This window comes from Pseudomonas benzopyrenica, from assembly GCF_036884265.1.
GTDB classification, from domain to species: Bacteria; Pseudomonadota; Gammaproteobacteria; order Pseudomonadales; family Pseudomonadaceae; genus Chryseomonas; species Chryseomonas benzopyrenica.
In genome coordinates, this window is record NZ_CP145723.1 from 3,634,908 (window position 1) to 3,659,968 (window position 25,061).

The following is a 25,061-nucleotide window of genomic DNA, read 5'->3' on the forward strand; positions in this document are numbered from 1 at the left end:
ACTGTCATGTCTACGGAAAACGCACCGATCACCTACGAGCTGCGCACCCTCAACGACATCTTCGAGAAGGTCCCGGCAGATCGCATCCAAGACTGCTGCAGGGAGCTTGGCATCGGCCTGGCCCAGATGAAGGCCACTCGTGAGCTGTTCCTGGCGGGTGCAGAGGCGCTGGGAATCAGTCCTGAAGCCCTGGGCTTTCAGATGCCCGATCACCACACCTGGGTGGACGATGGCCTGGGCGCCATTTCCGTCAAGGTCCACGCTGCCAGCGACCCCGAGGGCGATCGCCTGCCACTCTTTGAGATCAACACGAAGGTGGAGGGTGAGCAGCCATGACCATCCTCGTACAGCAGCTGCGCGAGCGCGCCAGCCGAGCTACTCCAGGCCCCTGGGAGTTGCAGGCCAGCAACAGCTGGCGGCGCATCGGTACGGCTGGGGGACGGTTCGCCGATGGAGATGTCCTGGCACCCACCACCCATCGCGGCGACAACCACCCCGACCTGGCCGCGCGCCAGGAGGATCTGGACTTCATCGTCGCAGCCGACCCGGCCACCGTCCTGGCCCTGCTGGATGAGCTGGACACAGCCATCGCCAACCACGAGAACGCCGTCGCCCACATGCAGAGCGTCTGCGCTGAGCGCGACCAGCTCAAGGCGGAGAACGCGGAGCTGATCGGCTTGATGCGCGGCGTAGTAGGTGAATTTCCTCATCGGCACAAGGGCTCAGACGGAAATGGCCCAGGACATGGGCACAGGGTTCCGGGCGTGTGGGACAGCGACAACGGCGAGCTGGCCGGAAAGCCCTGCGCCTGGTGTTCGATCTGGAACGCCGCGAAGGGGATTGTCGAGCGCCACGAGCAGGCGATGACCAAGGAGCAGCCATGAGCCAAATGGCACCCGCAATCAACTTACCTGCTAAGTCAGATCGGACGCGAAGATGGACTGCTGAAGACGATGAGATGCTTCGCAGGCACCACGGCGAGCTCACCGGTCAAGAGATAGCCCTGATGCTGGGACGCACACCGCAGGCCGTTTTCACGCGCGCCAGCGTGCTGGGCTTGAGCAACAAGCAACCATGGACGGATGAGGATGACAGCGTGCTCTGGCGGCTTTACTCGTCCGCTCCAATGCACGAGCTCTGCGCGGCGCTCAATCGGACGCCAATAGCCATCAGGGTCCGGGCCTCAAAGCTGGGGCTGAAGCGAGAGGAGAGCCCGGACATCAGGGAACGGCATCGGCGCCATAGCGAGCATATGCGCAGGCGCGCTGCCGCCGGCGCCAGGAACAGCAGCCTCCTGCCCCTCGGCACGACTCGCCCGCAGGGAGGCAAGCTATTCACAAAGGTGGCCGACACCGGCAACCCGCACGTCGACTGGATCCGCGCCCAGCGCGTTGTCTGGGAGGCAGCACACGGCCCGATCCCGCCAGGCCACCTGGTCACCTTCAAGGACCGCAACCCGCTGAACATCGCTCTGGAGAATCTGGAGTTGATCAGCGGCACCGACCACATGGCGCGCATCACCATCGCCCGATACCCGCTCCCCTACCAACGAGCTGCGAAGGCCCTGGGCCAATTCCTGGCCAAGCTCAAACGACTGGAGAAAGACCGTGAAAAATCTGAATGACCTGCGAGATATCCTCGGGCGGACGATGGAAGGGGTCCTCTCCGGGAAGGTGAGCACCGAACAGGCCAAGGCCGTTGCCATGGTGGCTGCCGAGGTAAATCAGACCGCGAAGCTTGAAATCGACATGGCGCGTGCGACTGACGGGGACTTCAAGGGCTCCGGCTTCATTGATGTCGAGCCGGGGCCCAAGCGTCCCGGCATTGGCCACGGCCACTAGGAGGCGATATGCCCAAGATGACCCTGGAGAAGTGGGGCGAGACGAACTTCGACCCACAGCCCGCCCTGAACACTCTGCGCAAATGGGCACGCGAGGGCCGGATCTTCCCGGCGCCGGTGAAGCATGGCCGCAGCTACTATGTGGACCCGGATGCCCAGTACATCAAGCCCGGATCGCTGCGGGCCCGAGTGACGGAGAAACGCCATGGCAGCAAGGCCGCGTAAGACCGGATCGAAAGACCTCCCGCCCAACCTCTACCGCAAGCTCGACACCCGCAACGGGGTCACCTACTACAGCTATCGCGACCCGGTGTCCGGCCGGACCTTCGGCCTGGGCACCGACAAGCAGGCCGCCATCATGGAAGCCCACACCCAGAACCTCGACCTGATGGGCCGGGCGCTGCCCAGTCTGGCGGAGCGGATAGCCTCGGCGCCGCGCCGACCGTTCGCATCGTGGATCGAGCAGTACCAGAAGGACTATGAGAAGAAGGGCTTGGCGCCGTCGTCCGTGCGCAACGTGCGGATGCGGCTGGCCAACCTGGTGAAGCGCTTCGGGGATCAGGACATCGGTGAGATCTCGACCTTCGCCGTGGCCTCCTACCTGAAGGAGATGGCCGAGGCCGGGAAGGCGCAGATGGCCAGGGCGATGCGCTCTCTGCTGCGGGACGTCTTCAATGAGGCGATCGCCGCCGGCTGGCGGAAGGACAACCCCGTCGACGTGACGAAGGCGGCCCGGGTGACGATTCAGCGCCAGCGGCTCACGCTGGAGACCTGGCGGCTGATCTATGAGGAGGCCAGGCAGCCCTGGCTGAAGAGAGCCATGGAGCTGGCGGTGCTGACGGGGCAGCGGCGGGATGACCTGGCGCGCATGCAGTTCCGAGACGTGGTGGACGGCGCGCTGCAGGTGGAGCAGTCGAAGACAGGGATGAGGCTCAGGCTGAGCACCGAGATCCGGCTGGAGTGCCTGGGCCTGGAACTGGGCGAGGTCATCCGCTCGTGCCGGGACCGGGTGCTGGCCAAGACCCTGATCCACCACTCGAAGCGAGTCAGCGCGGCCAAGCCCGGTGATCCGCTGATGCTCGACACCCTGTCGAAGGCCTTCGCGGAGGCGCGGGACCGGGCGGCGGCCAAGGCCGGCATCACGTTCGGCGACTCCCCGCCGACCTTCCACGAGCAGCGATCGCTGGCGGCGCGCCTGCATGAAGCCGAGGGCCGGAGTGCCCAGGCATTGCTCGGCCACAAGTCGTCGAAAACCACGGCGATCTACCGGGACAGCCGGGGCGCCGAGTGGGTCAGCGTGGCATAATAGTTTTGGAGAGATTTTGGAGAGGTTTTGGAGAAGTCCTCTATGCCGCGTGAAACCTACAGTCTGAGCCTCTACGGCATCAAGGCCTGTGACACCATGAAGAAGGCCCGCCTATGGCTCGACGAGCACGGCCAGGCCTATCACTTCCATGACTACAAGCAGAGCGGCATCGACCGCGAACGGTTGGCGGCCTGGTGCGCGGAACATGGCTGGGACAAGGTGCTCAATCGCGCCGGCACCACCTTCCGCAAACTCGACGACGCCCAGAAGGCCGACCTCGATACCGCCAAGGCCATCGACCTGATGCTGGCGCAACCCTCGATGATCAAGCGCCCCGTGCTCGATCTCGGCGACCGTACCCTGCTGGGCTTCAAGCCCGAGCTCTATGCCGCGGCCCTGAACTGACCCCGCGGCCTCCGCCCCTACTACCGAACATCTCGCACCGACCGGATCGGTGCCTCTGCACAGGAACAGTCATATGTCGAATGCCCTCTTCAGTATCGCCTTCGGTGTCGGCACCCAGAATCGCCAGGACGCCTGGCTGGAAGTCTTCTATGCGCAGCCCCTGCTGAATCCGCCGGCGGCGATGGTCGACGCGGTCGCACCGCTGCTGGACTACCAGGGCGGCAACCAGGCCATCGCCTTCGCGCCGGCCCAGGCACGCGGTCTGGCCGAAGCCCTCAAGGGCATTGATGCCGTGCAATCGGCGTTGCTGACCCGCCTGGCGGAAAGCACCAAGCCGCTGGTGGCCACCCTGCTGGCCGAAGACGCCGCCCCCGCCTCCACCCCCGAGGCCTACCTGAAGCTGCATCTGCTGTCCCATCGCCTGGTCAAACCCCATGGCCTGAACCTCAGCGGCATCTTCGCCCTGCTGCCCAACGTGGCCTGGACCAACCAGGGCGCCGTGGACCTGGCCGAGCTGCCGGCCGAGCAGTTGGAAGCCCGTCTGCGCGGCAAGTTGCTGGAAGTCTTCTCGGTGGACAAATTCCCCAAGATGACCGACTACGTGGTGCCGGCCGGCGTGCGCATCGCCGATACCGCCCGCGTGCGCCTGGGTGCCTACGTGGGTGAAGGCACCACCGTGATGCACGAAGGCTTCGTCAACTTCAACGCCGGTACCGCCGGCCCCGGCATGATCGAAGGCCGCGTCTCCGCGGGCGTCTTCGTCGGCAAGGGCTCGGACCTGGGCGGCGGCTGCTCCACCATGGGCACCCTGTCGGGCGGTGGCAACATCATCATCAGCGTCGGCGAAGGCTGCCTGATCGGCGCCAACGCCGGCATCGGCATCCCGCTGGGCGATCGCTGCACCGTGGAATCCGGTCTCTATGTGACCGCCGGGACCAAGGTGGCGGTGCTGGACGACCAGAACCAGCTGGTGCGGGTGGTCAAGGCCCGCGAATTGGCCGGTCAGAGCGATCTGCTGCTGCGCCGCAATTCGGAAACCGGCGCGGTCGAATGCAAGACCAACAAGACCGCCATCGAACTCAACGAAGCGCTGCACGCGCACAACTGAGTCCACAACCGGGCAGCCCGCGCCATGCGGGCTACCCCGGAGCTGTCGCCATGTCGCTACCCTCCCCTTGGAGAGCCGAATTTCCGGCTTTTACCGCCTTCGCCGCCGATGGCATCACCTATCTCGACAGCGCCGCCACGGCGCAGAAGCCCCAGGTGGTGCTGGATGCCCTGCTGGCCAGCTACCGCTTGGGCGCGGCCAATGTGCACCGGGCCCAGCACTGGGCGGCCGAGCGTACCACCGCTGCCTACGAAGGCGCCCGGGGGCGGATCGCCGCCTGGCTGGGCGCCGCCTCGCCGCACGAGGTGGTGCTGACCCGCGGTGCCACCGAGGCGCTCAACCTGCTGGCCTATGGTCTGGAAGACAGCTTCGCCACGGGTGACGAGATTCTCATCAGCGCCTTGGAGCACCACGCCAACCTGCTGCCCTGGCAGCAGTTGGCCCGGCGTCGAGACCTTGAACTCAGGGTCATCCCCCTGACCCCGAGCGGTCATCTGGATCTGGAAGCCGCCGAGCGGTTGCTGGGGCCGAGAACGCGCGTGGTCGCGGTCAGCCAGCTGTCCAATGTCCTTGGCACCTGGCAGCCGCTGGCGGAGCTCGCCGCCCTGGTACGGGCATGCTCGCCGGCCTGGCTGGTGGTGGACGGCGCCCAGGGCGCGGTCCACGGACGTCATCGCCCAGGCGACTTCGACGCCGATTTCTATGTCTTTTCCGGCCACAAGCTCTATGCGCCCGAGGCCATCGGCGTGCTCTGGGGCAAGGCCGACTGCCTGGCGCAGCTCAAGCCCTGGCAATTCGGTGGCGAGATGGTGCAGCACACCTCCTTCACCGACGCCCGCTTTCACGCTGCCCCCATGGGCTTCGAGGCGGGGACGCCGCCCATAGGGGCGGCCATCGCCCTGGGCGCGGCGGTCGACTGGCTTCAGGGCCAGGATGAGACGCTGATCCGCGGTCACGAGCAGGCCCTGAGTCTGAAGCTGCTGGCCGGGCTGGCCGCCCGCGAGGGTGTCCGGGTACTGGGCGAGCCGCAGATCGCCCTGGCCAGTTTCCAGGTAGCTGGCGTCGATGTCGGCGATCTTTCCCACCTGCTGGGTGAACAGGGCATCGCGGTGCGTGCCGGTCAGCACTGCGCCATGCCGCTGTTCCAGACCCTGCAGACACCTGGTGCATTGCGGGTGTCCCTGGGCCTGTACAACGATGCCGAAGACCTGCAGCGCTTTTTCACGGCACTCGACAACGCCCTGGAGCTCTTGCGATGAATCTGCTTCCCGATGCAGCGGAAGCCCGCCGCGCCTTCGTCATCGCCAAGGGCTGGGAAGCGCGCTCGCGCCTGCTGCTGCAGTGGGCCGAGCGCCTGCCGGCGGTGCGCGAAGAACGCGACGAGGATCTGGTACAGGGCTGCGAGAGCCGGGTACGCCTGACCCATGAAGCCCAGGGCGATCGCCACTTCTTTCGCGCCAGCAGCGAATCCCGGGTACTCAAGGGGCTGCTCGCGGTGGTGCTGGTGCGGGCCAATGGCCTGACCCGCGACGAGTTGGGCCGTCTCGATATCCATGGCTGGCTGACCGAGCTGGGCCTGGAACGGCAGCTATCGCAATCGCGCAGCAATGGCCTGAATGCGGTGCTCACGCGGATGCGCGAACTGGCGGCCTAACCCTCGCCAGCCACCGGATGGCGTCGCGCGCGAAAGAACTCGGTCAGCACCTGGCCGCAGGCCTCGGCCAGCACCCCGCCTTCCACCAGCACCCGATGGTTGAGAAAGTCCTGCTCGAAGAAGCGACCGCGACTCTGGGCCATGCCGGCGCGGGGCTCGCTGGCGCCATAGACCAGCCGCTGGATGCGACTGTGGACGATGAGGCCGGCGCACATGCTGCAGGGTTCGAGCGTCACATAGAGGGTCGCCCCCGGCAGCCGGTAGTTGGCCAGGCGCGCGGCGGCATCGCGGATGGCCTGCATCTCGGCGTGGGCGCTGGGATCATGGGCCCCGATGGGCCGATTGAACCCCCGGCCTATGACTTCTCCGTCCAGCACCACCACCGCGCCGACTGGCACCTCGCCCTGCCCCGCGCCCTGCTCCGCCAGGGCCAGGGCTTCACGCATGAATAGGTCATCCCGGCTGCGGTCGATGATGGGCAAGGGACGGAAGCGGGCCATGTCGGGACTCTGGGCAAAAGCCCATGATACCGCCGTCAGGCACGGAGGCCAGCCAGGACATCTCAGGTCAGTCCAAGAACCCTTCGTCCGAAAGAGAAGCGCAATAATCGTTATCGGCTACTGCGAATGCGAAACTAGTGCAACGGATGCTGAAACTGTGTGACCGGCATCACATTCACAGCCATTCGGTGCTAAAGCTTTAACAGGATCGCCCTGGAGCGGTCCTATTCAAGAGTTCATTTGAGACAGTCGCATGATTGCTGCACCCTCCGGTCAGTCGCTGCAAAGCTGCGAAAGCGAGCCGATCCGCATTCCAGGCGCTATCCAGGCACATGGCTATCTCATCGCTTTCGAGGAGGTGGAGGGGCTGGTCAAGCATGTCAGTCACAACCTGCCCGAGTTGCTGGGCAAGCCGCAGGTGGAGTTGCTGGGTCGGCCGCTGCAGCAGGTCCTGCCCGTCGACCTGTTGGAACAGGTGCGACAGGCGCTGACGCTGGAACATCTGGAAGAAGCCAATCCGTTGAGCTGGACGCGCCCGATTCGCGACATGGACGTGATCCTGCATCGCAATCATGGGCTGGTGTTCCTGGAATTCGAGCCGGATGACCACGGCGGTGTCGAGCCGGCGGGCCTGGCCCGCGCCCTGGCGCGTCTGCAACAGGCGCGTACCCTGCCCGAGCTGTGCGAAGGCGCGGTACGGGAAGTGCGGGCGCTGACCGGCTTCGACCGAGTGGTGGTCTATCGTTTCGACGACGGTGGCGATGGTCAGGTGGTGGCCGAGGACCGCGTCGAGGATATCGACAGCTATCTGGGCATGCACTTCCCCGCAGCCGACATTCCTGCCCAGGCGCGGGCGCTCTATCATGAGAACTGGATCCGCAACATTCCCGACGCCCAGTACCAGGCAGTGCCCCTGGTGCCGGCCTTTCTACACGGCAGTGAGCGGGATCCGATCGACCTGACCCACGCCGTGCTGCGCAGCGTGTCGCCCATCCATTGCCAGTACGTGCGCAACCAGGGTCTGCGTGCCTCCATGAGCGTTTCGCTGATCAGCGACGACAAGCTCTGGGGGCTGATCAGCTGTGGCCATCGCGAGCCGCTGTACCTGCCCTATCGCACCCGGATGGCCTGCCGCTCGGTCGGGGTGCTGGTGTCCCTGATGATCCGCGCGCTGGAGAATCGCCAGGTCCAGCGCGAGATCGATGCCCGCGAGGCGCAATTGGCCGCGCTGATCCAGGGGATGTGCGACAGCCGCGGCGAGGTGCTCAGCGGCCTGTGCGAGCGGGCAACGGATCTGCTGGAGCTGGTGGATGCCACCGGTGTCGCGGTGCTGGTGGAGGACGAGCTCTGCAGCCTGGGCGAATGCCCCAGTGCGGAAGACGTCCGTATCCTCGCCGCCTGGGTCACCGCCGAGATGGACGCCTCGGGCATCTATGCGACGCGCTGCCTGGCCGACGAACTGCCCGATGCCCGTCGCTACAGCGACCGGGCCAGTGGCGTCCTGGCGCTGGCGCTCCCCAAACCGGTACGTAACCTGGTGCTCTGGTTCCGCCCGGAGATCGTGACCACCGTGGTCTGGAGCGGTAATCCGGCCAAGCTGGAGCCCACGGCGCCCGCATCGGGTCCTGGCCTCAACTATCCCCATCCACGGCGCTCCTTCGACGCCTGGAAAGAACTGGTACAGCTGCGCTCCCAGCGCTGGCGCCCATCCGACCTGTTCGCCGCCAAGGACCTGCGCCGTTCGGCCATCGAGCTGGACCTGGCGCGTCAGGTCGAGCGTGAGCGCCAGGCGGTACGCCTGCGCGACGAGATCGTCGCGGCGGTCTCCCACGACCTGCGCAGCCCCATCACCATTATCCTGATGAAGGTCGGGATGCTGCAGCGCCAGCTGGAAAAGCTGGCGCTGGGCGATGACCGCCTGCCCAGTTCGCTGGAGGTGATAGAGACCGCGGCCAACCGCATGAATGCCCTGATCAGTGACCTGCTGGACCTGTCGAAGATCGAATCCGATCGCCTGGCGCTAGATCTGAAACAGGCACGTCTGGCCGACGTCTGTGCGCAACCCATCCTGCTGTCGCGACCGCTGGCGGAGATCAAGAACATCAGCCTGGAATACGCGGCCGATCAGGATATTCAGGTGCTGGTGGAAGCCGAGCGCATCTTCCAGGTGCTGATGAATCTGCTGGGCAATGCCATCAAATTCACCGCGCCGGGTGGTCTGGTCCAACTGAGCATGCAGCGGGTCGGTCCCATGGCCCAGATCAGTGTGAGCGACAACGGTCGTGGCATGAGCCAGGCGCAGCAGGCGCGGGTCTTCGAGCGTTTCTGGCATGTGCAGGAAGACAACCCCACCGGCCATGGGCTGGGGCTGTATATCGCCAAGGGCATCGTCGAGGCCCATGGTGGCGAGCTGAGCGTCACCAGTGCCCTGGGCGAGGGCAGTACCTTCACCTTCACCCTGCCCATTGCGCCCTAGCCGCCAGAACGCGAAGAAAGAAAGCCCCGGTGGCCGACAGCGACGTTGAAACCACCGGGGGAGCGCTCGGCTCGCTGTAATGGACGTCAGCGAAACGCCGCGAATTCCCGCCTTTCGTCGGGCTCGAAGGGTCATTTTCTTCAATACGGCGGGCGATCACGCTCGCTAGGGTCAAGTCTGCGCAATCGACGAGACCTAGCGATGACCCTGACCCTTATCCTGTCCATGGCCACCTTTGCCCTGGTGGCTTCTCTTTCGCCCGGCCCGGTCAACCTGGTGGGTTTCAATACCGGCCTGACCCATGGCTGGCGCCCGGCCCTGTGGCATGTCGCGGGCGCCACCCTTGGCTTCGTGGTGTTGCTGGTGGCGGTCGGCCTTGGCCTGCATGGGGTGCTGGCGGCCTGGCCGATGCTGCTCTGGGTCTTGCGCGCGGCCGGCGCGCTCTTTCTGCTGTACCTGGCGTGGAAACTGGCGAGGGCCTCCGGGGACCTGGGCACCGGCCAGCTGCGGCACTGTCCGGGCTTTCGTGATGGTGCCTTGTTGCAGTGGCTCAATCCCAAGGCCTGGCTCGCCGCCGCGGCCGGGGTGGCCCTGTTCGTCGGCGAGGATCGCGGGCGCCTGGCGCTATTCGCCGTCCTCTATCTGGTGATCTGCTTCGCCTCGCTCGCCTGCTGGGCGGTGGCCGGCGAATGGCTGCGCGGTCGCGCCCTGGCGGCGCCCCGCCTGCGCCTGCTCAATCGCGGCCTGGCGGTGCTGCTGGTGCTGTGCGCCGCCTCACTGCTGTGGGAGGGTTGAAGCGGCGCGGTACTGGCCAGGGGTAGCTGCCACCAGGCGCTTGAAGGTGCGCTGCAGATGCGCCTGGTCGGCGAAGCCGGTGGCCAGGGCGACCTCCGCCAACTCCTCGCCCTGGCGCAGTCGTTGCCGCGCCAGCCGGATGCGGCGGTCGATCAGATAAGCGTGGGGCGTCAGGCCATAGCGCCGGCGAAAGCTGCGAATCAGCTGAGTGGGCGAGAGATCCGCCACCTGGCTGAGCTGGTCGAGACTGACGCCCTCGCTGCAGTGGGCATCGAGAAACTCGGCGGCGCGACGCAGGCGGCGATCCTCGCGCCTTAGCGACATCGCAACGGGCGTGCGACCCAGGCGCGCCAGCACGGCTTCGAAGTACAGCAGCGCCCGGCTCTGGCGCTGCAGTGTGGTGCTGTCGGGGGCGACTAGGCAGGCATGCAGGGCCTCCAGGCCAGCGTAGAGGGTGACATCCCCGGACAGCTGCACGGCCAGCGGCTGGAAGTCGTCGGCGCCCGGACGCTGCAGCCCGGCCAGCCAGGTGGCGTCCACGTGCAGCATGCGATAGCGCCAGGCGTCCTCGCCCTGGGGATTGCAGGCATGGACGTCGCCGGGATTCATCAGCACCAGGGTGCCCGCCCCCACCAGTTCGCGGGTCGGGCCATTGCGATAGCGGCTACGACCGCCCAGCACGGTGCCGATGGAAAAGCTCTCGTGGGAATGGGGCGCATAGCAGAGCGCGCGACCGTCCTGGATGGATCGGGCTTCGAGAAAGGGCAGCGCGGGATCGCGCCAGAAACTCGGGGTGGTGGTCATCATCCTTCTCCCCGCAAGGACCGCCAGTGCCCGGGTAGCCCCGGGAATCCAGCCGGTAGCTTAGAGGAAGGGCAACGCTCCCGCATCCAGGATGCGACCGGCGCTGCGCGCGGAAGCGCAGCCGCGCGAAGAGCGAGAGGTGAAATCACAAGAAGGCAAGCACGGGAATCCGACCAAGGTCTAGATGCGACAATTTGCCGCACACAATCTGTAAACAAAAGTTTCTAAACACCGTCAACAGGAGAGCAAAGCCGCCTTCCAGAGCGCTTCAGGCGAGGCCACCACCTCCGCCGTAGGGCACGCCTGGAGCAACACCTTGTCGATCCCAGCTCAGGAGTTTCGGATGAACCGTCGTACCGCCGACATCCCCGCGCGACTCACCTGCCAACCACCTTCAGCCGCTGCCCCTGGCGCCCTCGTCATCCCTGGGAGGGCGCGGCCATGATCGAGATCATCGCTCAGGCCCTCGCGCCTATCGTCTTCGTCACCGCCCTCGGCTGGTGTGCCGGTCGCTGGCGAGTCATGCCTGCGGAGGCGAGCAAGATCCTCGCCGCCTTCGTAGTCACCTTCGCCCTGCCCATCAGCCTCTTTCTCGCTGCCGCCAAGACCCGGCCCGAACAGATCCTCAACCTGCCCTATGTGGCGACCCTGGCAACCGGCCTGATCGGTATCTGGCTACTGGGCCTGGCGCTGGGTCGCGTGCGCGGCGGACACAACTGGCGCGAGGCGACCCTGCGTGGCATCACCGTGGCCTTTCCCAACATGGCCTACTGCGGGCCGCCGGTCCTGCTCGCGGCGGTCGGCCCGTCCGCCCTGTTGGCGGTGATCGTCGGCAACCTGATCGTCACCCTGGTGATCATTCCCTTGTCGCTGGTGCTCTTGAGCAGTGGCGGGGCCGCCCAGGCGCTCGCCAAGGCCGTGCGCCAGCCACTGGTGCTGCTGCCCTTGCTGGGACTGGCCTGCGCCCTGCTCGGCCTGCGGCCCCCGGCATTGCTGGTGGCGGCGACGGACGAAATCGGCCGGGCGGCAGGCGGCGTCGCCCTGTTCACCCTGGGCCTGATCCTGGCCAGCATCCGCCCAAGCTTCGACCGGGACATCCTCGGCAACCTGCTGCTGAAGAATCTGCTGCAGCCGCTAGTGCTGCTGGGTATGGGTCTGGCGCTGGGCCTGCACGGCGAGCTGCTCCAGCAGGTGTTCCTGCTCGGCCTGCTGCCATCGGCCACCGCGGCGCCCAGCCTGGCCATGGCCCAGGGCGTCTATGCCGAGGAAGCAGCGCGCAGCGTGTTGTTCAGCACCCTGCTCGCCATTCCCGGAATAGCCCTGGGCATCGTACTGGCGGCCAGCCTGTAAGAGGCCGGCCCTCACGTGAACCGGGGCCCGGCGGGTGCCCCGTTGCCTTGGTGAAACCCGCGCCGCAAGCAACCTACCGATGTTTCAGGAGACAGAAATGGCCATTCGATGTGTACGGCTCTGGACCGGCAACGACGGTAATTCGTTGTTCGAGGAAGGGCAGTTGGAACTGGGCGAAGGCCTGCATGGCAAGGCCTCAGGCCTGCCCATCGCGGTAAACGAGCTGTCCTTCCAGGAAACCACGGCGGGAGGTGCCTTCGAATGGCACCAAGACCCGCAGCCCCAGTTCGTCATCACCCTGAGCGGCACCCTGGAGTTCGAGGTCAAGTCGGGCAAGACCTTCGTGCTGCGGCCCGGCGACGTCCTGCTGGCCCAGGACGACACTGGCTCCGGGCACCGCTGGAAGCTGCTCGGCGACGAGCCCTGGCGGCGTGCCTACGTCATCTACGAGCCCAACGCGAACCTGCGCTTCGTTCCCAACCAGCCGGCGTAATGCCTGAGGAAACTGTCATGTCGTCATTGTCTTCCACGGATTCGCCCGACGTCGTGTTGATCGGCGCCGGCATCATGAGCGCTACCCTGGGTACCCTGCTCAAGGAACTCGACCCCAGCCTCAGCGTGACGCTGTTCGAGAGCCTGCACGATTGCGCCCAGGAGAGTTCCCAGGGCTGGAACAACGCCGGTACTGGCCATGCCGCCAACTGCGAGCTGAACTACACGCCGCAGCGCAATGACGGCAGCGTCGACATCGCCAAGGCGCTCAAGGTGAATACCCAGTTCGATCTCTCGCGCCAGCTCTGGGCCTCCCTGGTCCGCAAGGGTGCGATCCCGGACCCGCAGGCTTTCATCCACGCCTGCCCCCATATGAGCTTCGTCTGGGGTGCGGACAACGTAGCCTTCCTCCGCGAACGCTATCGGACGATGAGCGCCCATCACTGCTATCACGGCATGGAATACAGCGAGGACGGAGCCCAGATCGCTCAGTGGGCACCGCTGATCATGGAAGGACGCGGTGCCGACGAGCCGGTTGCCGCCACGCGCATGGTGACCGGCACCGACGTCGACTATGGCGCCCTCACCCACCTGCTGGTGCGCCAGCTCAGTCAGCAATCCGGTTTCGCCGTGCACTATCACCAACGGGTGGTGGACCTGGCGCGTACCGACAGTGGTCACTGGCGGGTGACGGTGGAGGACGTCGAGCACGGTGGGCGCACGGAGGTCACCGCCAAGTTCGTCTTCATCGGTGCCGGTGGCGGCTCGCTGCCGTTACTGCAGAAGTCCGGCATCCCCGAAGGGCACGGTTTCGGCGGTTTTCCCATCTCCGGCATCTGGCTGCGCTGCGACGTCCCGGCGCTGGCCGAACGGCATCAGGCCAAGGTCTATGGCAAGGCGCCCTCGGGTTCGCCGCCCATGTCGGTCCCACACCTGGACACCCGCATCGTCGGCGGCCAGCGCTCGCTGCTGTTCGGACCCTATGCGGGCTTTTCCTCGCGCTTCCTCAAACACGGCGCCCTGACCGATCTCTTCACCTCGCTGCGTCATGACAACATCCTGCCGCTGCTGAACGTGGCCAAGGACAACCTGGACCTGACCGAATACCTGATCGGGCAGATCTTCCAGAGCTCCAGCCAGCAATTCGCCATGCTGCAGCAGTTCTTCCCCCTGGCGAAGAAGCGCGACTGGCAGGAAGCGGTGGCCGGGCAACGGGTGCAGACCATCAAGCCCACCGGCCAGCATGGCCTGCTGAGCAAGAAGGGCGAACTGGAATTCGGCACTGAACTGGTAAGCGCCGCGGATCGCTCCATCGCCGCGCTGCTCGGCGCCTCGCCGGGTGCTTCGACAGCCGCAGCCATCGCTCTGGAGGTGCTGGAAACCTGCTTCCCGGAGCGTCTCACCGAAGACGCCTGGCTGCCGGCGTTGCGGCGCATCCTGCCGACCTACGGCCTCGACTTGAAGACCGACGCGGCAGCCTGCCGGCAGAGTCGTGCCGAGACCGCCAAGGTCTTGGGGATCGCCGACGTGTGAGGCTCCTCCTTGGCCGCATGCACGGGCATGCGGCCATCCTCCTTACCGGGTAGCGGCGTCTTCGGCTTCTTCCAACAGGATATCGGCGGTGATGACGTAGTCGGCGTCCGGATGCAGCTCGGCGCCCAGGGCCAGTTGCTGCGCTGCAGCGGCGAGCGTCGGGGCGCCCTGGTAGGTGGCGTTGAGTTCGGCCAGCAGGAGGCCCATGTCCTTGTGCATCAGCGCCGCCGGGAATTGCGCGGCGAAGTCGCCCTCGCGCAGGGCGGCCAGCTTGCGCTGGTGGTGGGGCGAGAGCACCGCCAGGTCACCGAACACCTCGAACAGCACCTCGGCATCGAGACCGGCGCGGGTGGCATAGGCCAGGGCTTCGGCCAGGGCGGCGAGACCCGCGCCCATCAGGCCGTTGATGGCCAGCTTGATGGCCGCGCCTTGCCCGGTCGGACCGACGTGATGCACGGTCTTGCTCAGGGTTTCGAGGATCGGCCGCGCACGCTCCACGGCCTCGGGTTCGCCGCCGGCCAGGACCACCAGTTGCGCCTGTTCCGCCTCGGGGGTGCTGCCGGACACCGGCGCCTCGACCACGGCGATGCCACGGGCGCGACCGGCCGCTTCCAGGCGCAGCGACAGCGCGGGCGAATTGGTGCTGGTATTGATCAGCAGGCGACCGCTTTCCAGACGGGCAAGCACGCCGTCGGCGCCGAGCAGGACCTGTTCGAGAACGGCGTCGTTGGGCAGGGAGACGATCACCACTTCTGCCTGAGGCAGCAGCGTCGCCAGCGGTTCCATGGGCGTGCCGTGGCGCTCGCCGTCCTGCTGGTGCTCGGCGTAAGCGCGGACCGGATAGCCGGCCTCGCGCAGGTTGGCGCCCATGCGCTGGGCCATGGCGCCAAAGCCGATGAAACCGATCGAGGGATGCGCTGACATGAGGGGAGCTCCCGGTAGAGGATGGTGGTATCTCGACTCTACCTCCGGGCCGGGGTTCCGCCATCAAAAGCTTAGGCAAAGTCTCGCGAGCTAGAGCCAAACAAGGCGAAAAGACCTGAGGAAGCGCAGTTTACGAGTGGTAAATGAGCATTCCGAAGGTCTTTTCAACGCAGTTCGGCCGACGCGCAGCAGACGTTGCGCCTAGATCCCGCTGAACCAGTTGTAGCCCTGGTCCTCCCAGTACCCGCCAGGATAGTCGTTGGTCACGAACAGCGCCTGGATGTGCTTGGGATTCTTGAAGCCGAGCTTGGTGGGCACCCGCAGGCGCAGCGGATAGCCGTAGTCCGGCGGCAGAGCCACCTGGCCGAAGTCCAGCGCCAGCAGGGTCTGGGGATGCAGCGCCGAGGCCATGTCGATGCTGGAGTAGTAGCGATCGGCGCACTTGAAGCCGACGTACTTGGCCGTGGTGTCGGCGCCGATGCGTTCGAGGAAGGTACGCAGGGGCACCCCACCCCACTGGCCGATGGCACTCCAGCCTTCGATGCAGATGAAGCGGGTGATGTCGGCGCGCTGCGGCAGGCGGCGCAGGTCTTCCAGGGTCCAGGCCTGCTTGTTGGCGACCAGGCCGGAGACCTCCAGGCGGTAATCGCTCAGGTCGACTTCCGGAACGTTGTATTCGGGATAGAAGGCGTTGAAGGGAAAGGGATCGGTGATCTGGCTGGCGGCATAGGTCGGCGCCAGGCGTTCGCGGCCGAACAGCCAGGCCTGCACCCGGTCGTTGAAGCGCGACATGGACCAGAGCACCTTGTCGACGCTGTCGCCGTCCTGCAGGTTGCAGCCGCTGAGCATGGCCAGGGCACCCACCGTAAGGCCCTGCTTGAGCAGCAGGCGTCGTTGCAGATTCTCCACCTGCCGCTGTTGCGCCGGTTCCAGGCGCAGACGTTCACGCCGACTCATCGTTAACCTCCTCGTGCGCCCGACCGGTGATCATCGGCGGCAGGGTGCGGGGGACCAGGATGACCAGGGCCAGGTGCACGACGACGAAGGCGCCGATGCCGGCCATGGCGAAGAAATGCACGTAGCGGGCAGTGTCGAAGCCGCCGAGCAGGGCCGCCAGCCCCTGCAATTGCACCGGTTTCCAGATCGCCAGGCCGGAGAGCACCACCAGCACCCCGAGGACCAGCACGCCCCAGTAGAGCAGGCGCTGCACGGCGTTGTAGGTGCCGAGGTGATGTCCCAGACGCAGGCGCACGGCCGCGGCGAAATCACGGCCGATGGCGCGCGGTGACAGCGGCAGGAAATCCCGCCGGAAGTGGCCGCTGAACAGGCCATAGAGCAGATAGATCAGGCCGTTCGCCAGCAGTAGCCAGAAGACCGCCAGGTGCCAGGCGATGGCGCCGCCCAGCCAACCACCGAGGGTCGCCCAGGCGGGAAAGGTGAAGGGGAACAGCGGCGAGGCGTTGTAGATCGCCCAGCCGCTCATGAACATGCAGGGCATCGCCAGGGCGTTGAGCCAATGGGTGAGGCGCACCGGCCAGCGGTGCACCAGACGCCGTCGCGAGGTGGTCATGGCATTTCCCTCTTCACCGCGAGATGGAGGCGGTCGCCATCCCAATCAGGCGACCGCGGGGGGTCTTACATGGGCGGGGTGAAACCGTCCTTGCCGACAGCCACGCCCTTGGCGTGCTTGCCGTCTTCGGCGGGGAACAGCACCACCTTGACGCCAGGCTTGAGCAGGCTGCGGTCGCCCTTCTCGACATAGGCGATGGGCACGTCTTCCGGTACCACCAGCTGCTTTTCACCGCCCTTGTACTGCACGGTCAGGGTACGGCCGTTGGCCTTCTTGAGTTCGCCCACGGTGCCGTTGGTCATGGTGCCGGTGCTGCCGTCGGCGTTTTCCCAGCCGTAGTGGCCTTCACCGGAGCCGCGCAGGCTAGCCTCGAACACCGTCACCTCCAGCGCCTTGAGGGTGCCATCGGGCTGGGGGGTGGCGGCGGAGCCGATGAAGCTGTTGGCTTCGATGCGATCCAGGTTGGCCTTGGACACGGCGCGGTAGCTGGTCTTGTCGTCCAGCATCAGGGTTTGGTGGGCACCATTGCGGGTGGTGAAGGCCAGGGTGTCGCCCTGGACGCTGTCCACGGTGCCACGCATGGGCTTGACGGTGGGCATGGGCGCGGCCTGGGCCAGCAGGGCGCTGCTGGCGAGCAGCAGGGCAAGGGAACCACGGAGCAGAGTCTGGGTACGCATGAAACCTCCTGGGATAGGGAATCGCCCCGCCACAGTGCGACGCGTGGGGGGTCAGCAAGATGACCGGCGAATGACAAAAATGTCACCCAGCGAAGCGACCGGAGGCCCTACCATTACGCCATGCACATTCTCCTCATCGAAGACGACCAGAAGACCGGCGAGTACCTGAAGAAGGGCCTCGGCGAATCCGGCTACGCGGTCGATTGGACCCAGCACGGCGCCGATGGCCTGCACCTGGCCCTGGACGGCCGTTATGATCTGGTCATCCTCGACGTCATGCTGCCCGGCATCGACGGCTGGCAGATCATGGAGGTGCTGCGCAAGAAGCTCGACGTGCCGGTGCTTTTCCTTACCGCCCGCGACGGTCTGCAGGATCGCATCCGCGGCCTGGAGCTGGGCGCCGACGACTACCTGGTCAAGCCTTTCTCCTTCGTCGAGCTGTTGCTGCGCATCCGCACCCTGCTGCGCCGTGGCGTGGTGCGCGAGCCCGAGCACTTCCACCTGGCCGATCTGCAGCTGGACCTCCTGCGGCGGCGGGTAACCCGTGGCGACGACCTCATCGTCCTGACCAACAAGGAATTCGCCCTGCTGCACCTGCTGCTGCGCCGCGAAGGCGAGGTGCTGTCGCGTACCCTGATCGCCGCCGAGGTCTGGGACATGAATTTCGACAGCGACACCAACGTGGTGGACGTGGCCATCAAGCGGCTGCGCGCCAAGGTCGACAACCCCTACCCGGTCAAGCTGATCCATACCGTGCGCGGCATCGGCTATGTCTGCGAGGTCCGGCCTTGAGTGCACGTGCGCCTTCACTGATCCTGCGCGCCACCCTGGGTTTCGCCCTGGTGGCGCTGCTCGCCGTGGGCGGCGCGGGGGCCTTTCTCTACCACAGCCTGGAACGTACCGTGCTGGAGCGCGCCGACTACGCCCTGCTCGGCCGGCTCGCGCATTTTCGCAGCCTGCTCAGTGCCGACCTGTCCCTGGAGACCCTGGGCCGCAGTCCGCAGCTGTTCGCCAACATGCTGGGCAACGAGCAGGATGTCTTTCTCATCGGCACGCCGGGCGCCAAGCCGGTGATCGCCTCCAACCCGCTGCAGATCGCCCTTCCCGACCTTCCTGTCATCCCCCAGACCCGGCGGCCGACCCGGGCCGATCTGCGCGAAGGGCGGCTGGCCGACGGTATTCGCTGGCGTGCGGCGCGGGTCGCGGTGAACACCCCCGAGGGACCGGTGGAACTGACCGCCGCCCATGTGCTGCGCAACGAGGACACCACCCTGGCCGATTTCCGGCTGGGGCTGCTCGGCGCCGTGACCCTGGCCTTCCTGGCTACCGCCGGGCTCGGCTATCTGCTGCTGCGCCGGGGCCTGGCCCCCTTGCGGCGCATCGCCCGCCATGCCGGTGGCATCACTCCAACCCGGCTGGCTGCCCCCCTGGAACTGGCCGATGCTCCGCGCGAGCTGCAACCGCTGGTGGAAAACTACAACGCCATGCTGGCGCGGCTGGCCGACGGCTATGGTCGGCTGGTGCAGTTTTCCGCCGACCTCGCCCACGAGATCCGCACCCCGATCAATGCCCTCATGGGCCATACCGAGGTCGCTCTGCGCCAGGTACGCAGCAGCGAGGAATACCAGACGCTGCTGGCCTCCAACCTGGAAGAGCTGGAGCGCATCTCGCGGCTGGTGGAGAGCATCCTCTTCCTTGCCCGCGCCGACGACGCCCAGGCGGTGCTGACACCGCAACCGCTGCAACTGGCCGAAGAGCTGGCACGCATCGCCGACTATTTCGAAGGGCCGGCCGACGAGCGCGGCCTGCGCCTCGTCGTGGCAGGCGGCGGTGAGGTGATCGCCGATCCGCTCCTGCTCCGCCGCGCCCTGAGCAACCTGGTGGCCAATGCCATCCGCTATGCCGACCCGGATGGCGAGATCCAGCTGCAGGCGGACGGCGGGCGCATCCGCGTCAGCAATGCCGGTCCCGCCCTGGCGCCGGAACACCTGCGACGGCTATTCGATCGCTTCTATCGCGCCGATCCCTCGCGTCATCAGCCCCATGATTCCAACGGCCTGGGCCTGGCCATCGTCGCCGCGATCATGCGTCTGCATGGCGGTCGTGCCGAGGTCGAGCAGAATGAACGGGGCATCCATTTCAGCCTGGTCTTCCCGACCCCGGCAGCCTAAACCGCGACCTATCGCTCAAACCACGCAACCGCCCGTCACCAAAGGACTTTTTCCGCTTGCCCAGGCGGGCTATGGGCTGCATCGACCCGCCCACTACTGTACATTCATCTACCTTAGGCAATAAGCAAGGGTGGTAGGCGATGAGCGTGGATGTCGAACTGGTGCTGGCCGGCAAGATCGGCTTCGCGGCGCACCAGAACGCGGTGCCCGTGCTGCGCGAATTGCGCCTTACCCACAGCGGCCCTGAATCCCTGGCCGACCTCAGCCTCACGGTGACCGCCGAGCCGGCTTTCGTGGTGCCGCGCACCTGGCACCTGGAGCGCCTTGATCCCCAGGGCACCCTCTATCTCGATGATCGCGACCTCGAATTCGACGCCGCCCTGCTCGGCAGCCTCCAGGAAAGCCTGGTCGCCCAGCTGACTTTCACGGTGCGCCAGGGTGACGAGATCCTGCAGACGCGGCGCTATCCGGTCGAGCTGCTGGCCCGCAACCAGTGGGGAGGCGTGGACAGCATGCCCGAGCTGGCAGCGGCCTTCGTCATGCCCAACGACCCGGCGGTGGATCGCCTGCTGGGGGCAGCCGCCGAGGTCCTGCGCCGCGCCGGCAAATCCACGGCGCTGGATGGTTACGAGGGGGAGTCGCGCCGCCGGGTCTGGGAGCTCGGTTCGGCGCTCTGGTCGGCCCTGTGCGGCCTGCAGCTGACCTACGCGGTGCCGCCGGCCAGCTTCGAGCGCCAGGGCCAGAAGATCCGCACGCCCGGCGCCATCCTCGACGGTGGCCTGGCCACCTGCCTGGATCTCGCCCTGCTCGCCTGCGCGGCGCTGGAACAGGCCGGCCTCAATCCGCTGCTGGTCATTACCCGCGGCCATGCCTTCGCCGGGGTCTGGCTGCAGCCCCAGGAATTCGCTCAGCTGCTCACTGACGACGCCGAGCCGGTGCGCAAGCGGGTGGCGCTCAAGGACCTGCTGGTGTTCGAGACCACCCAGGCCACCGCTTCCCCGCCGCCGTCCTTCAGCCAGGCGGTGCAACTGGCCGAGCGGCAGCTGGACGACGAGACCTTCGTACTGGCCCTGGACGTCCGCCGTGCCCGCCTGCAACGCATCCGCCCGCTGGCGGTGCCCGGCCAGCTCGCCTCCCCCCTGGACGGCCTGCTGCTGCCGGGCGAAGCCCTGGAAGAGGCCCCGCCGCTGCCAGCCTTCGACGTGGACGTCGAGGCCGCGCCCACCACCCCGGTCGGTCGCCTGGCGCTCTGGCAACGCAAGCTGCTCGACCTCACCACCCGCAATCGCCTGCTGCACGTGCCGGAAAACGCCCGCAGCGTGCCCCTGCTCTGCCCCGAGCCGGCGGCGCTGGAAGATCGCCTGGCCGAGGGCCGGGCGTTGCGCCTGGTGCCGTTGCCGGACCTGGCGGTGAGCGGGCGCGACGCGGTGCTGCACGAGGCCCGCGAACACGAGAATCTCGAAGACGAATACGCCCGCGGCGCCCTGGCCCGTGGCGAGGTGGTCGCCCCCCTGGATGCGACCAAGCTGGACGCGGCGCTGGTGGAACTCTATCGGCGCGCCCGCAGCGACCTCGACGAGGGCGGCGCCAATACCCTCTACCTGGCGCTGGGCTTCCTGCGCTGGAAAAAGGCCGCCGACGATCCCAAGCACTACCGTGCGCCGCTGATCCTGCTGCCGGTGCGCCTTGAACGGCAGAGCGCCGCCAGCGGCATCACCCTGCACCTGTTCGAGGACGAGCCGCGCTTCAACCTCACCCTGCTGGAACTGCTGCGCCACGATTTCGACCTGGACATCCCCGGGCTCGACGGCCCGCTGCCCGGCGATGGCAACGGCATCGACGTGGACGGGATCTGGACCAAGGTCCGCCGCGCGGTACGCGACCTGCCCGGCTTCGAGGTCAGCAGCGAGCTGCTGCTCGGCCAGTTTTCCTTTGCCAAGTACCTGATGTGGAAGGACCTCACCGAGCGCAGCGACCAGCTGATGGAAAGCCCGCTGGTGCGGCACCTGCTGGAGCGCACCACCGAATCTGGCGCCTACCTGAGCGGCGGCAGCTTTCCCCGCGAACGCGAGCTGGATCGCCAGGTAACCCCGGCCGAACTCTTCACCCCGCTGCCGGCGGATTCCTCGCAACTGGCGGCGGTGCTGGCCTCGGCCGGTGGCCAGGATTTCGTCCTCGACGGCCCGCCCGGCACCGGCAAGTCCCAGACCATCGCCAACATGATCGCCCACAACCTGGCGCTTGGCCGGCGGGTGCTGTTCGTCGCCGAGAAGCGCGCGGCCCTGGACGTGGTGTATCGCCGCCTGGAGGCCCAGGGGCTTGGCGAATTCTGCCTGGAGCTGCATTCGAGCAAGGCCTCCAAGGCCGAGGTGCTCAAGCAGCTGGAGCGCGCCTGGGATACCCGCGACGGCCTCGACGAAGAGGAATGGCTGGCCGAGGCCGCCGAGGTGGAGCGCCTGCGGGATCGTCTCAACGCCGTGGTGGAGCGCCTGCACCGCCGCTGGCCCAATGGCCTGACCCTGCAGCAGAGCATTGGCCGCGTCCTGCGCGACGCTGCTCCCGATACTCCACGCCTGGCATGGTCCCAGGCCGATGCCCACGACGCCGAGGCCCTGGCCGAACTACGCACCGCGGTACGGCGCCTGGCCCTACATGCCGAGACCGGGCGCAGCCTGGCGGCGGATTTCGCCCTCTTGCCGGCCCATCCCTGGTCCAACGCCTGGCAGGATGCCTTGGTTACCGCTGCCGAACGGCTGCGCGACACCCAACACGCCTTGCAGCAGGCGCGGCAACGCCTGCGCGATGTCCTCGGTCTGCCACTGGCGGACCAGGTGGCGCCCCGTCGCCTGCTGGAATTCGCCGAGCTGCTGCGGAGCGCCGCCGGCCAGGATCTGGCCTTCGCCTTCGGCCCTGGCGCTGCCGAGCGTCAGCGCCAGCTGGGGCGCGCCCTGGAGTTGCTGCGGGACTACCAGGCGCTGGAGCGCGAGCTGTCGGTGCCCTATGCCGCCGAAGCCTGTCGCCGCGTCGCCCTGACCCAGCTGGAAACCGCCTGGGATGCCGCCGCTCGACGCTTCTGGATCTTCGCCAGCCGCGCCCAGCGACAGGTCACCCAGGACCTCGCCCGCCAGGGCGAAACCCAGGGCCAACCCGATGTCGCCGCCGACCTGCCGCGCCTACGCCGCCAGCGCACCCTGCTCACCGAGCTGGACGATCTGGCGCCCACCCTTGCCGGTATCGCCGGCTGGCAGGGCGTCACCAGCGACCTCGACGCCCTGCTCGCCCGACGCGCCTTGGCGGAAAGGCTGAGCACGGCGCTGCCAACCCTGGCGGAAACGCCCGAGCAGCTGCTGGCCCTACGCCAGGCGGCAGCGCGGCGGTTGCAGCATCCCGAGGATCAGCCGGTGGACACCACCCTGGCCCCGGCCAGCAGTGCCTTCGCCGAGGCCCTGGATGCAGCCGAAGCCGCTCGCCAGGCATTCGCCGCCCAGGCAGGACTGGCCGGTGATACCGCCGCCGCCGAGCTGGTACGCACCGCCGCCGCGCTGCTGCGGCAGCCCGGTCGACTCAAGGCCTGGTGCGATTGGCAACGCGTTCGCGAGGAAGCCGAGGCGCTGGGCCTGACGGCGCTGATCGCCCGCGCCACGACCGCCGCGGCCGACGATCTCCCGACCCTGTTCGAGACCGCCTATGCCCGCTGGTTCGCCGCCACCGCCCTGGACGCCGAGCCGCTGCTGCGCGATTTCGTCCCGGCCGAGCACGAGAGCGACATCCAGGCCTATCGCCGGTTGGACGACCGTCTGCAGACCCTCGCCGTGCGCCATATCCGCGCCCTTCTCTGCCACGGCCTGCCACCGAAGAACGATGCGGCGCGCCAGGGTGGCGGCTTCGCCGTGCTCAAGCACGAGTTGCAGAAGCAGCGTCGGCACCGACCGCTGCGTCAGCTGGCCCTGGAAATGGGCGACGCCCTGGCGCGACTGGCGCCCTGCATGCTGATGAGTCCGCTGTCCATCGCCCAGTACCTGCCCCCGGACGGCGGCCTGTTCGACCTGGTGATCTTCGACGAAGCCTCGCAGATCGCCCCCTGGGATGCGGTGGGTGCCATTGCCCGCGGCGTGCAGGTGGTGATCGCCGGCGACCCCCGGCAGATGCCGCCAACGCGCTTCTTCGACCGCGCCGCCGGCGAGGACGACACCGCGGAGGACCTGGAAAGCATCCTTGACGAATGCCTGGGCGCCGGCATCTACAGCCACAGCCTCAACTGGCACTACCGCAGTCGCCATGAGAGCCTGATCGCCTTTTCCAACCACCACTACTACGACGGCAAGCTCATCACCTTTCCCGCCCCGGAGATCCGTCCGAGCGCGGTGGAATGGCGGCGGGTCGACGGCGTCTACGCCAAGGGCAAGGGCCGCCACAATGCCATTGAGGCCCAGGCCATGGTCGCCGAGGCGGTCAAGCGCCTGCTGGATCCGGCCTTCGCCGGGCTGAGCCTGGGCATCATCACCCTCAACAGCGAACAGCAGCGGCTGGTCACCGACCTGCTCGACCGCGCGCGCCAGCAGCACCCGGAGATCGAGGCGCACTTCGCCGAGGACCTGGCCGAGCCGGTGGTGGTCAAGAACCTGGAAACGGTCCAGGGCGACGAGCGCGACCTGATCATGCTCGGCATCGGCTTCGGTCCCACCGAGCCGGGCGCCAATACGATGTCGATGAATTTCGGTCCGCTGAACAAGGACGGTGGCTGGCGGCGCCTCAACGTGGCCGTAACCCGGGCGCGCCGGGAGATGCTGGTGTTCTCCTCCTTCGATCCGGGGCTGATCGACCTCAATCGCACCAATGCCCGCGCGGTGCGCGATCTCAAGCTGTTCCTGGAATTCGCCCAGCGCGGTCCCCAGGCCCTGGCGGCCGCTGTCAAGGGTTCGCTGGGTGGGCACGACTCGCCCTTCGAGGAAGCCGTGGCCCAGGCGCTGGAAGCCAAGGGCTGGCGGGTGGTGCCGCAGATCGGCGTGTCGCGTTTCCGCATCGACCTGGGCATCGTCCATCCCGATCGGCCGGGCGATTACCTGGTGGGCATCGAATGCGACGGCGCCACTTACCACAGCGCCGCCACCGCCCGCGACCGCGACAAGACCCGCAGCGCCATCCTCCAGGGTCTCGGCTGGACGCTGCTGCGCGTCTGGTCCACCGAATGGTGGATCGACCGCGCCGGGGCGACCGAGCGGTTGCATGGGGAGATCGAGCGGCTGCTGGAAGAATCGCGGGCGAAGGCCTGAGGGTGAGGCCTGTTGGGCTTAGCTGCGCTCAGCGCCAACCTACGGCGGTTTGCCTGATGCCGTAGGTTGGGTTGAGGCGGCTCCATCGCCGAAGCCCAACAAGCCGGGCGCGACCTCGGCACCGTTGGACTTCGCGATGCTCAGCGCCAACCTACGGCGGTTTGCCTGATGCCGTAGCTTGGG

24 protein-coding genes are annotated in these 25,061 nt (G+C 67.1%); 18 read left to right on the forward strand and 6 right to left on the reverse strand.

All coding sequences use genetic code 11. The annotated features are described in order from the left end of the window. Positions 1-6 precede the first annotated feature (6 nt). From V6W80_RS17340 to V6W80_RS17385, 10 genes are all read left to right on the forward strand, one after another. The gene (locus tag V6W80_RS17340) at positions 7-336 is read left to right on the forward strand and encodes a hypothetical protein (protein ID WP_338544936.1); all 330 of its coding nucleotides are present in this window, start codon (positions 7-9) and stop codon (positions 334-336) included. Next, entirely contained in the window at positions 333-884 is a 552-nt protein-coding gene (locus V6W80_RS17345; RefSeq protein WP_338544937.1) for an ead/Ea22-like family protein, read from the forward strand. Before V6W80_RS17340 ends, V6W80_RS17345 begins: the two co-directional genes overlap by 4 nt. Beyond that, positions 881-1,624, forward strand: coding sequence for an HNH endonuclease (locus V6W80_RS17350; RefSeq protein WP_338544938.1), 744 nt, complete (start codon positions 881-883; stop codon positions 1,622-1,624). Before V6W80_RS17345 ends, V6W80_RS17350 begins: the two co-directional genes overlap by 4 nt. Beyond that, a complete protein-coding gene (locus V6W80_RS17355; protein ID WP_058790611.1) occupies positions 1,608-1,841 on the forward strand; it encodes a hypothetical protein in 234 nt (77 codons plus the stop codon). The genes V6W80_RS17350 and V6W80_RS17355 overlap by 17 nt, the downstream gene beginning before the upstream one ends. A gap of 8 nt (positions 1,842-1,849) precedes the next feature. Next, a complete protein-coding gene (locus tag V6W80_RS17360; protein WP_058790612.1) occupies positions 1,850-2,065 on the forward strand; it encodes an excisionase in 216 nt (71 codons plus the stop codon). Continuing rightward, positions 2,046-3,146 carry a phage integrase Arm DNA-binding domain-containing protein gene (locus V6W80_RS17365; RefSeq protein WP_338544939.1) on the forward strand — a complete coding sequence of 367 codons (1,101 nt, stop codon included), beginning with the start codon at positions 2,046-2,048 and terminating at the stop codon, positions 3,144-3,146. The genes V6W80_RS17360 and V6W80_RS17365 overlap by 20 nt, the downstream gene beginning before the upstream one ends. A gap of 42 nt (positions 3,147-3,188) precedes the next feature. Beyond that, positions 3,189-3,551: an ArsC family reductase gene (locus tag V6W80_RS17370; RefSeq protein WP_145155482.1), complete on the forward strand. Its 363-nt coding sequence runs from the start codon at positions 3,189-3,191 to the stop codon at positions 3,549-3,551. 73 nt (positions 3,552-3,624) lie between these two features. Continuing rightward, positions 3,625-4,659, forward strand: a complete 1,035-nt coding sequence (gene dapD / locus V6W80_RS17375; RefSeq protein ID WP_338544940.1) for a 2,3,4,5-tetrahydropyridine-2,6-dicarboxylate N-succinyltransferase — start codon at positions 3,625-3,627, stop codon at positions 4,657-4,659. Between the two features lie 50 nt (positions 4,660-4,709). Further along, the gene (locus tag V6W80_RS17380) at positions 4,710-5,918 is read left to right on the forward strand and encodes an aminotransferase class V-fold PLP-dependent enzyme (RefSeq protein ID WP_338544941.1); all 1,209 of its coding nucleotides are present in this window, start codon (positions 4,710-4,712) and stop codon (positions 5,916-5,918) included. Beyond that, positions 5,915-6,313 carry a SufE family protein gene (locus V6W80_RS17385; RefSeq protein ID WP_093254558.1) on the forward strand — a complete coding sequence of 133 codons (399 nt, stop codon included), beginning with the start codon at positions 5,915-5,917 and terminating at the stop codon, positions 6,311-6,313. Before V6W80_RS17380 ends, V6W80_RS17385 begins: the two co-directional genes overlap by 4 nt. Here V6W80_RS17385 and tadA read toward each other — a convergent pair. Then, positions 6,310-6,813: a tRNA adenosine(34) deaminase TadA gene (gene tadA / locus V6W80_RS17390; protein WP_184286115.1), complete on the reverse strand. Its 504-nt coding sequence runs from the start codon at positions 6,811-6,813 to the stop codon at positions 6,310-6,312. The genes V6W80_RS17385 and tadA overlap by 4 nt on opposite strands. Before the next feature lie 253 nt (positions 6,814-7,066). Between tadA and V6W80_RS17395 the strand changes: the two genes are divergently transcribed. Further along, positions 7,067-9,289: an ATP-binding protein gene (locus V6W80_RS17395; protein ID WP_160923344.1), complete on the forward strand. Its 2,223-nt coding sequence runs from the start codon at positions 7,067-7,069 to the stop codon at positions 9,287-9,289. Between the two features lie 207 nt (positions 9,290-9,496). Then, positions 9,497-10,084: a LysE family translocator gene (locus V6W80_RS17400; RefSeq protein ID WP_093254550.1), complete on the forward strand. Its 588-nt coding sequence runs from the start codon at positions 9,497-9,499 to the stop codon at positions 10,082-10,084. Here V6W80_RS17400 and V6W80_RS17405 read toward each other — a convergent pair. Then, positions 10,064-10,888 (reverse strand): AraC family transcriptional regulator, encoded by an 825-nt coding sequence (locus tag V6W80_RS17405; protein ID WP_338547463.1) that lies wholly within the window; start codon positions 10,886-10,888, stop codon positions 10,064-10,066. The genes V6W80_RS17400 and V6W80_RS17405 overlap by 21 nt on opposite strands. Positions 10,889-11,329: 441 nt before the next feature. On the opposite strand from V6W80_RS17405, the gene V6W80_RS17410 reads away from it, so the two are divergent. The 3 genes from V6W80_RS17410 (at position 11,330) to mqo (ending at position 14,263) form a co-directional block, all read left to right on the forward strand. After that, entirely contained in the window at positions 11,330-12,238 is a 909-nt protein-coding gene (locus V6W80_RS17410) for an AEC family transporter (RefSeq protein WP_017640008.1), read from the forward strand. Between the two features lie 97 nt (positions 12,239-12,335). Then, entirely contained in the window at positions 12,336-12,731 is a 396-nt protein-coding gene (locus tag V6W80_RS17415; protein ID WP_017640009.1) for a cupin domain-containing protein, read from the forward strand. Positions 12,732-12,757: 26 nt separating this feature from the next. After that, positions 12,758-14,263: a malate dehydrogenase (quinone) gene (gene mqo / locus V6W80_RS17420; RefSeq protein ID WP_430707817.1), complete on the forward strand. Its 1,506-nt coding sequence runs from the start codon at positions 12,758-12,760 to the stop codon at positions 14,261-14,263. A gap of 42 nt (positions 14,264-14,305) precedes the next feature. Here the strand turns inward: mqo and V6W80_RS17425 are convergent, their stop codons facing one another. From V6W80_RS17425 to V6W80_RS17440, 4 genes are all read right to left on the reverse strand, one after another. Further along, positions 14,306-15,187, reverse strand: a complete 882-nt coding sequence (locus V6W80_RS17425) for an NAD(P)-dependent oxidoreductase (protein WP_338544943.1) — start codon at positions 15,185-15,187, stop codon at positions 14,306-14,308. A 201-nt stretch (positions 15,188-15,388) separates the two neighbouring features. Next, positions 15,389-16,144, reverse strand: a complete 756-nt coding sequence (locus V6W80_RS17430) for a molybdopterin-dependent oxidoreductase (protein WP_017640012.1) — start codon at positions 16,142-16,144, stop codon at positions 15,389-15,391. After that, a complete protein-coding gene (locus V6W80_RS17435; RefSeq protein ID WP_338544944.1) occupies positions 16,131-16,757 on the reverse strand; it encodes a cytochrome b/b6 domain-containing protein in 627 nt (208 codons plus the stop codon). The genes V6W80_RS17430 and V6W80_RS17435 overlap by 14 nt, the downstream gene beginning before the upstream one ends. A gap of 65 nt (positions 16,758-16,822) precedes the next feature. After that, a complete protein-coding gene (locus V6W80_RS17440) occupies positions 16,823-17,434 on the reverse strand; it encodes a hypothetical protein (RefSeq protein ID WP_338544945.1) in 612 nt (203 codons plus the stop codon). A 120-nt stretch (positions 17,435-17,554) separates the two neighbouring features. On the opposite strand from V6W80_RS17440, the gene V6W80_RS17445 reads away from it, so the two are divergent. The 3 genes from V6W80_RS17445 to V6W80_RS17455 all read left to right on the forward strand — a co-directional run bounded on the left by V6W80_RS17445 (position 17,555) and on the right by V6W80_RS17455 (position 24,878). Next, positions 17,555-18,226, forward strand: a complete 672-nt coding sequence (locus V6W80_RS17445) for a heavy metal response regulator transcription factor (RefSeq protein ID WP_093254533.1) — start codon at positions 17,555-17,557, stop codon at positions 18,224-18,226. Continuing rightward, positions 18,223-19,605, forward strand: coding sequence for a heavy metal sensor histidine kinase (locus V6W80_RS17450; RefSeq protein ID WP_338544946.1), 1,383 nt, complete (start codon positions 18,223-18,225; stop codon positions 19,603-19,605). The genes V6W80_RS17445 and V6W80_RS17450 overlap by 4 nt, the downstream gene beginning before the upstream one ends. Positions 19,606-19,745: 140 nt before the next feature. Beyond that, positions 19,746-24,878 carry a DUF4011 domain-containing protein gene (locus V6W80_RS17455; protein WP_338544947.1) on the forward strand — a complete coding sequence of 1,711 codons (5,133 nt, stop codon included), beginning with the start codon at positions 19,746-19,748 and terminating at the stop codon, positions 24,876-24,878. The last annotated feature ends 183 nt before the right edge of the window (positions 24,879-25,061 follow it).

Coding starts and splice junctions, on each gene's coding strand:
- V6W80_RS17340 (WP_338544936.1), top strand. CDS start 7: ATGTCTACGGAAAACGCACCGATCACCTACGAGCTGCGCACCCTCAAC.
- V6W80_RS17345 (WP_338544937.1), top strand. CDS start 333: ATGACCATCCTCGTACAGCAGCTGCGCGAGCGCGCCAGCCGAGCTACT.
- V6W80_RS17350 (WP_338544938.1), top strand. CDS start 881: ATGAGCCAAATGGCACCCGCAATCAACTTACCTGCTAAGTCAGATCGG.
- V6W80_RS17360 (WP_058790612.1), top strand. CDS start 1,850: ATGCCCAAGATGACCCTGGAGAAGTGGGGCGAGACGAACTTCGACCCA.
- V6W80_RS17365 (WP_338544939.1), top strand. CDS start 2,046: ATGGCAGCAAGGCCGCGTAAGACCGGATCGAAAGACCTCCCGCCCAAC.
- V6W80_RS17370 (WP_145155482.1), top strand. CDS start 3,189: ATGCCGCGTGAAACCTACAGTCTGAGCCTCTACGGCATCAAGGCCTGT.
- dapD (WP_338544940.1), top strand. CDS start 3,625: ATGTCGAATGCCCTCTTCAGTATCGCCTTCGGTGTCGGCACCCAGAAT.
- V6W80_RS17380 (WP_338544941.1), top strand. CDS start 4,710: ATGTCGCTACCCTCCCCTTGGAGAGCCGAATTTCCGGCTTTTACCGCC.
- V6W80_RS17385 (WP_093254558.1), top strand. CDS start 5,915: ATGAATCTGCTTCCCGATGCAGCGGAAGCCCGCCGCGCCTTCGTCATC.
- tadA (WP_184286115.1), bottom strand. CDS start 6,813: ATGGCCCGCTTCCGTCCCTTGCCCATCATCGACCGCAGCCGGGATGAC.
- V6W80_RS17395 (WP_160923344.1), top strand. CDS start 7,067: ATGATTGCTGCACCCTCCGGTCAGTCGCTGCAAAGCTGCGAAAGCGAG.
- V6W80_RS17405 (WP_338547463.1), bottom strand. CDS start 10,888: ATGACCACCACCCCGAGTTTCTGGCGCGATCCCGCGCTGCCCTTTCTC.
- V6W80_RS17410 (WP_017640008.1), top strand. CDS start 11,330: ATGATCGAGATCATCGCTCAGGCCCTCGCGCCTATCGTCTTCGTCACC.
- V6W80_RS17415 (WP_017640009.1), top strand. CDS start 12,336: ATGGCCATTCGATGTGTACGGCTCTGGACCGGCAACGACGGTAATTCG.
- V6W80_RS17425 (WP_338544943.1), bottom strand. CDS start 15,187: ATGTCAGCGCATCCCTCGATCGGTTTCATCGGCTTTGGCGCCATGGCC.
- V6W80_RS17430 (WP_017640012.1), bottom strand. CDS start 16,144: ATGAGTCGGCGTGAACGTCTGCGCCTGGAACCGGCGCAACAGCGGCAG.
- V6W80_RS17435 (WP_338544944.1), bottom strand. CDS start 16,757: ATGACCACCTCGCGACGGCGTCTGGTGCACCGCTGGCCGGTGCGCCTC.
- V6W80_RS17440 (WP_338544945.1), bottom strand. CDS start 17,434: ATGCGTACCCAGACTCTGCTCCGTGGTTCCCTTGCCCTGCTGCTCGCC.
- V6W80_RS17445 (WP_093254533.1), top strand. CDS start 17,555: ATGCACATTCTCCTCATCGAAGACGACCAGAAGACCGGCGAGTACCTG.
- V6W80_RS17455 (WP_338544947.1), top strand. CDS start 19,746: ATGAGCGTGGATGTCGAACTGGTGCTGGCCGGCAAGATCGGCTTCGCG.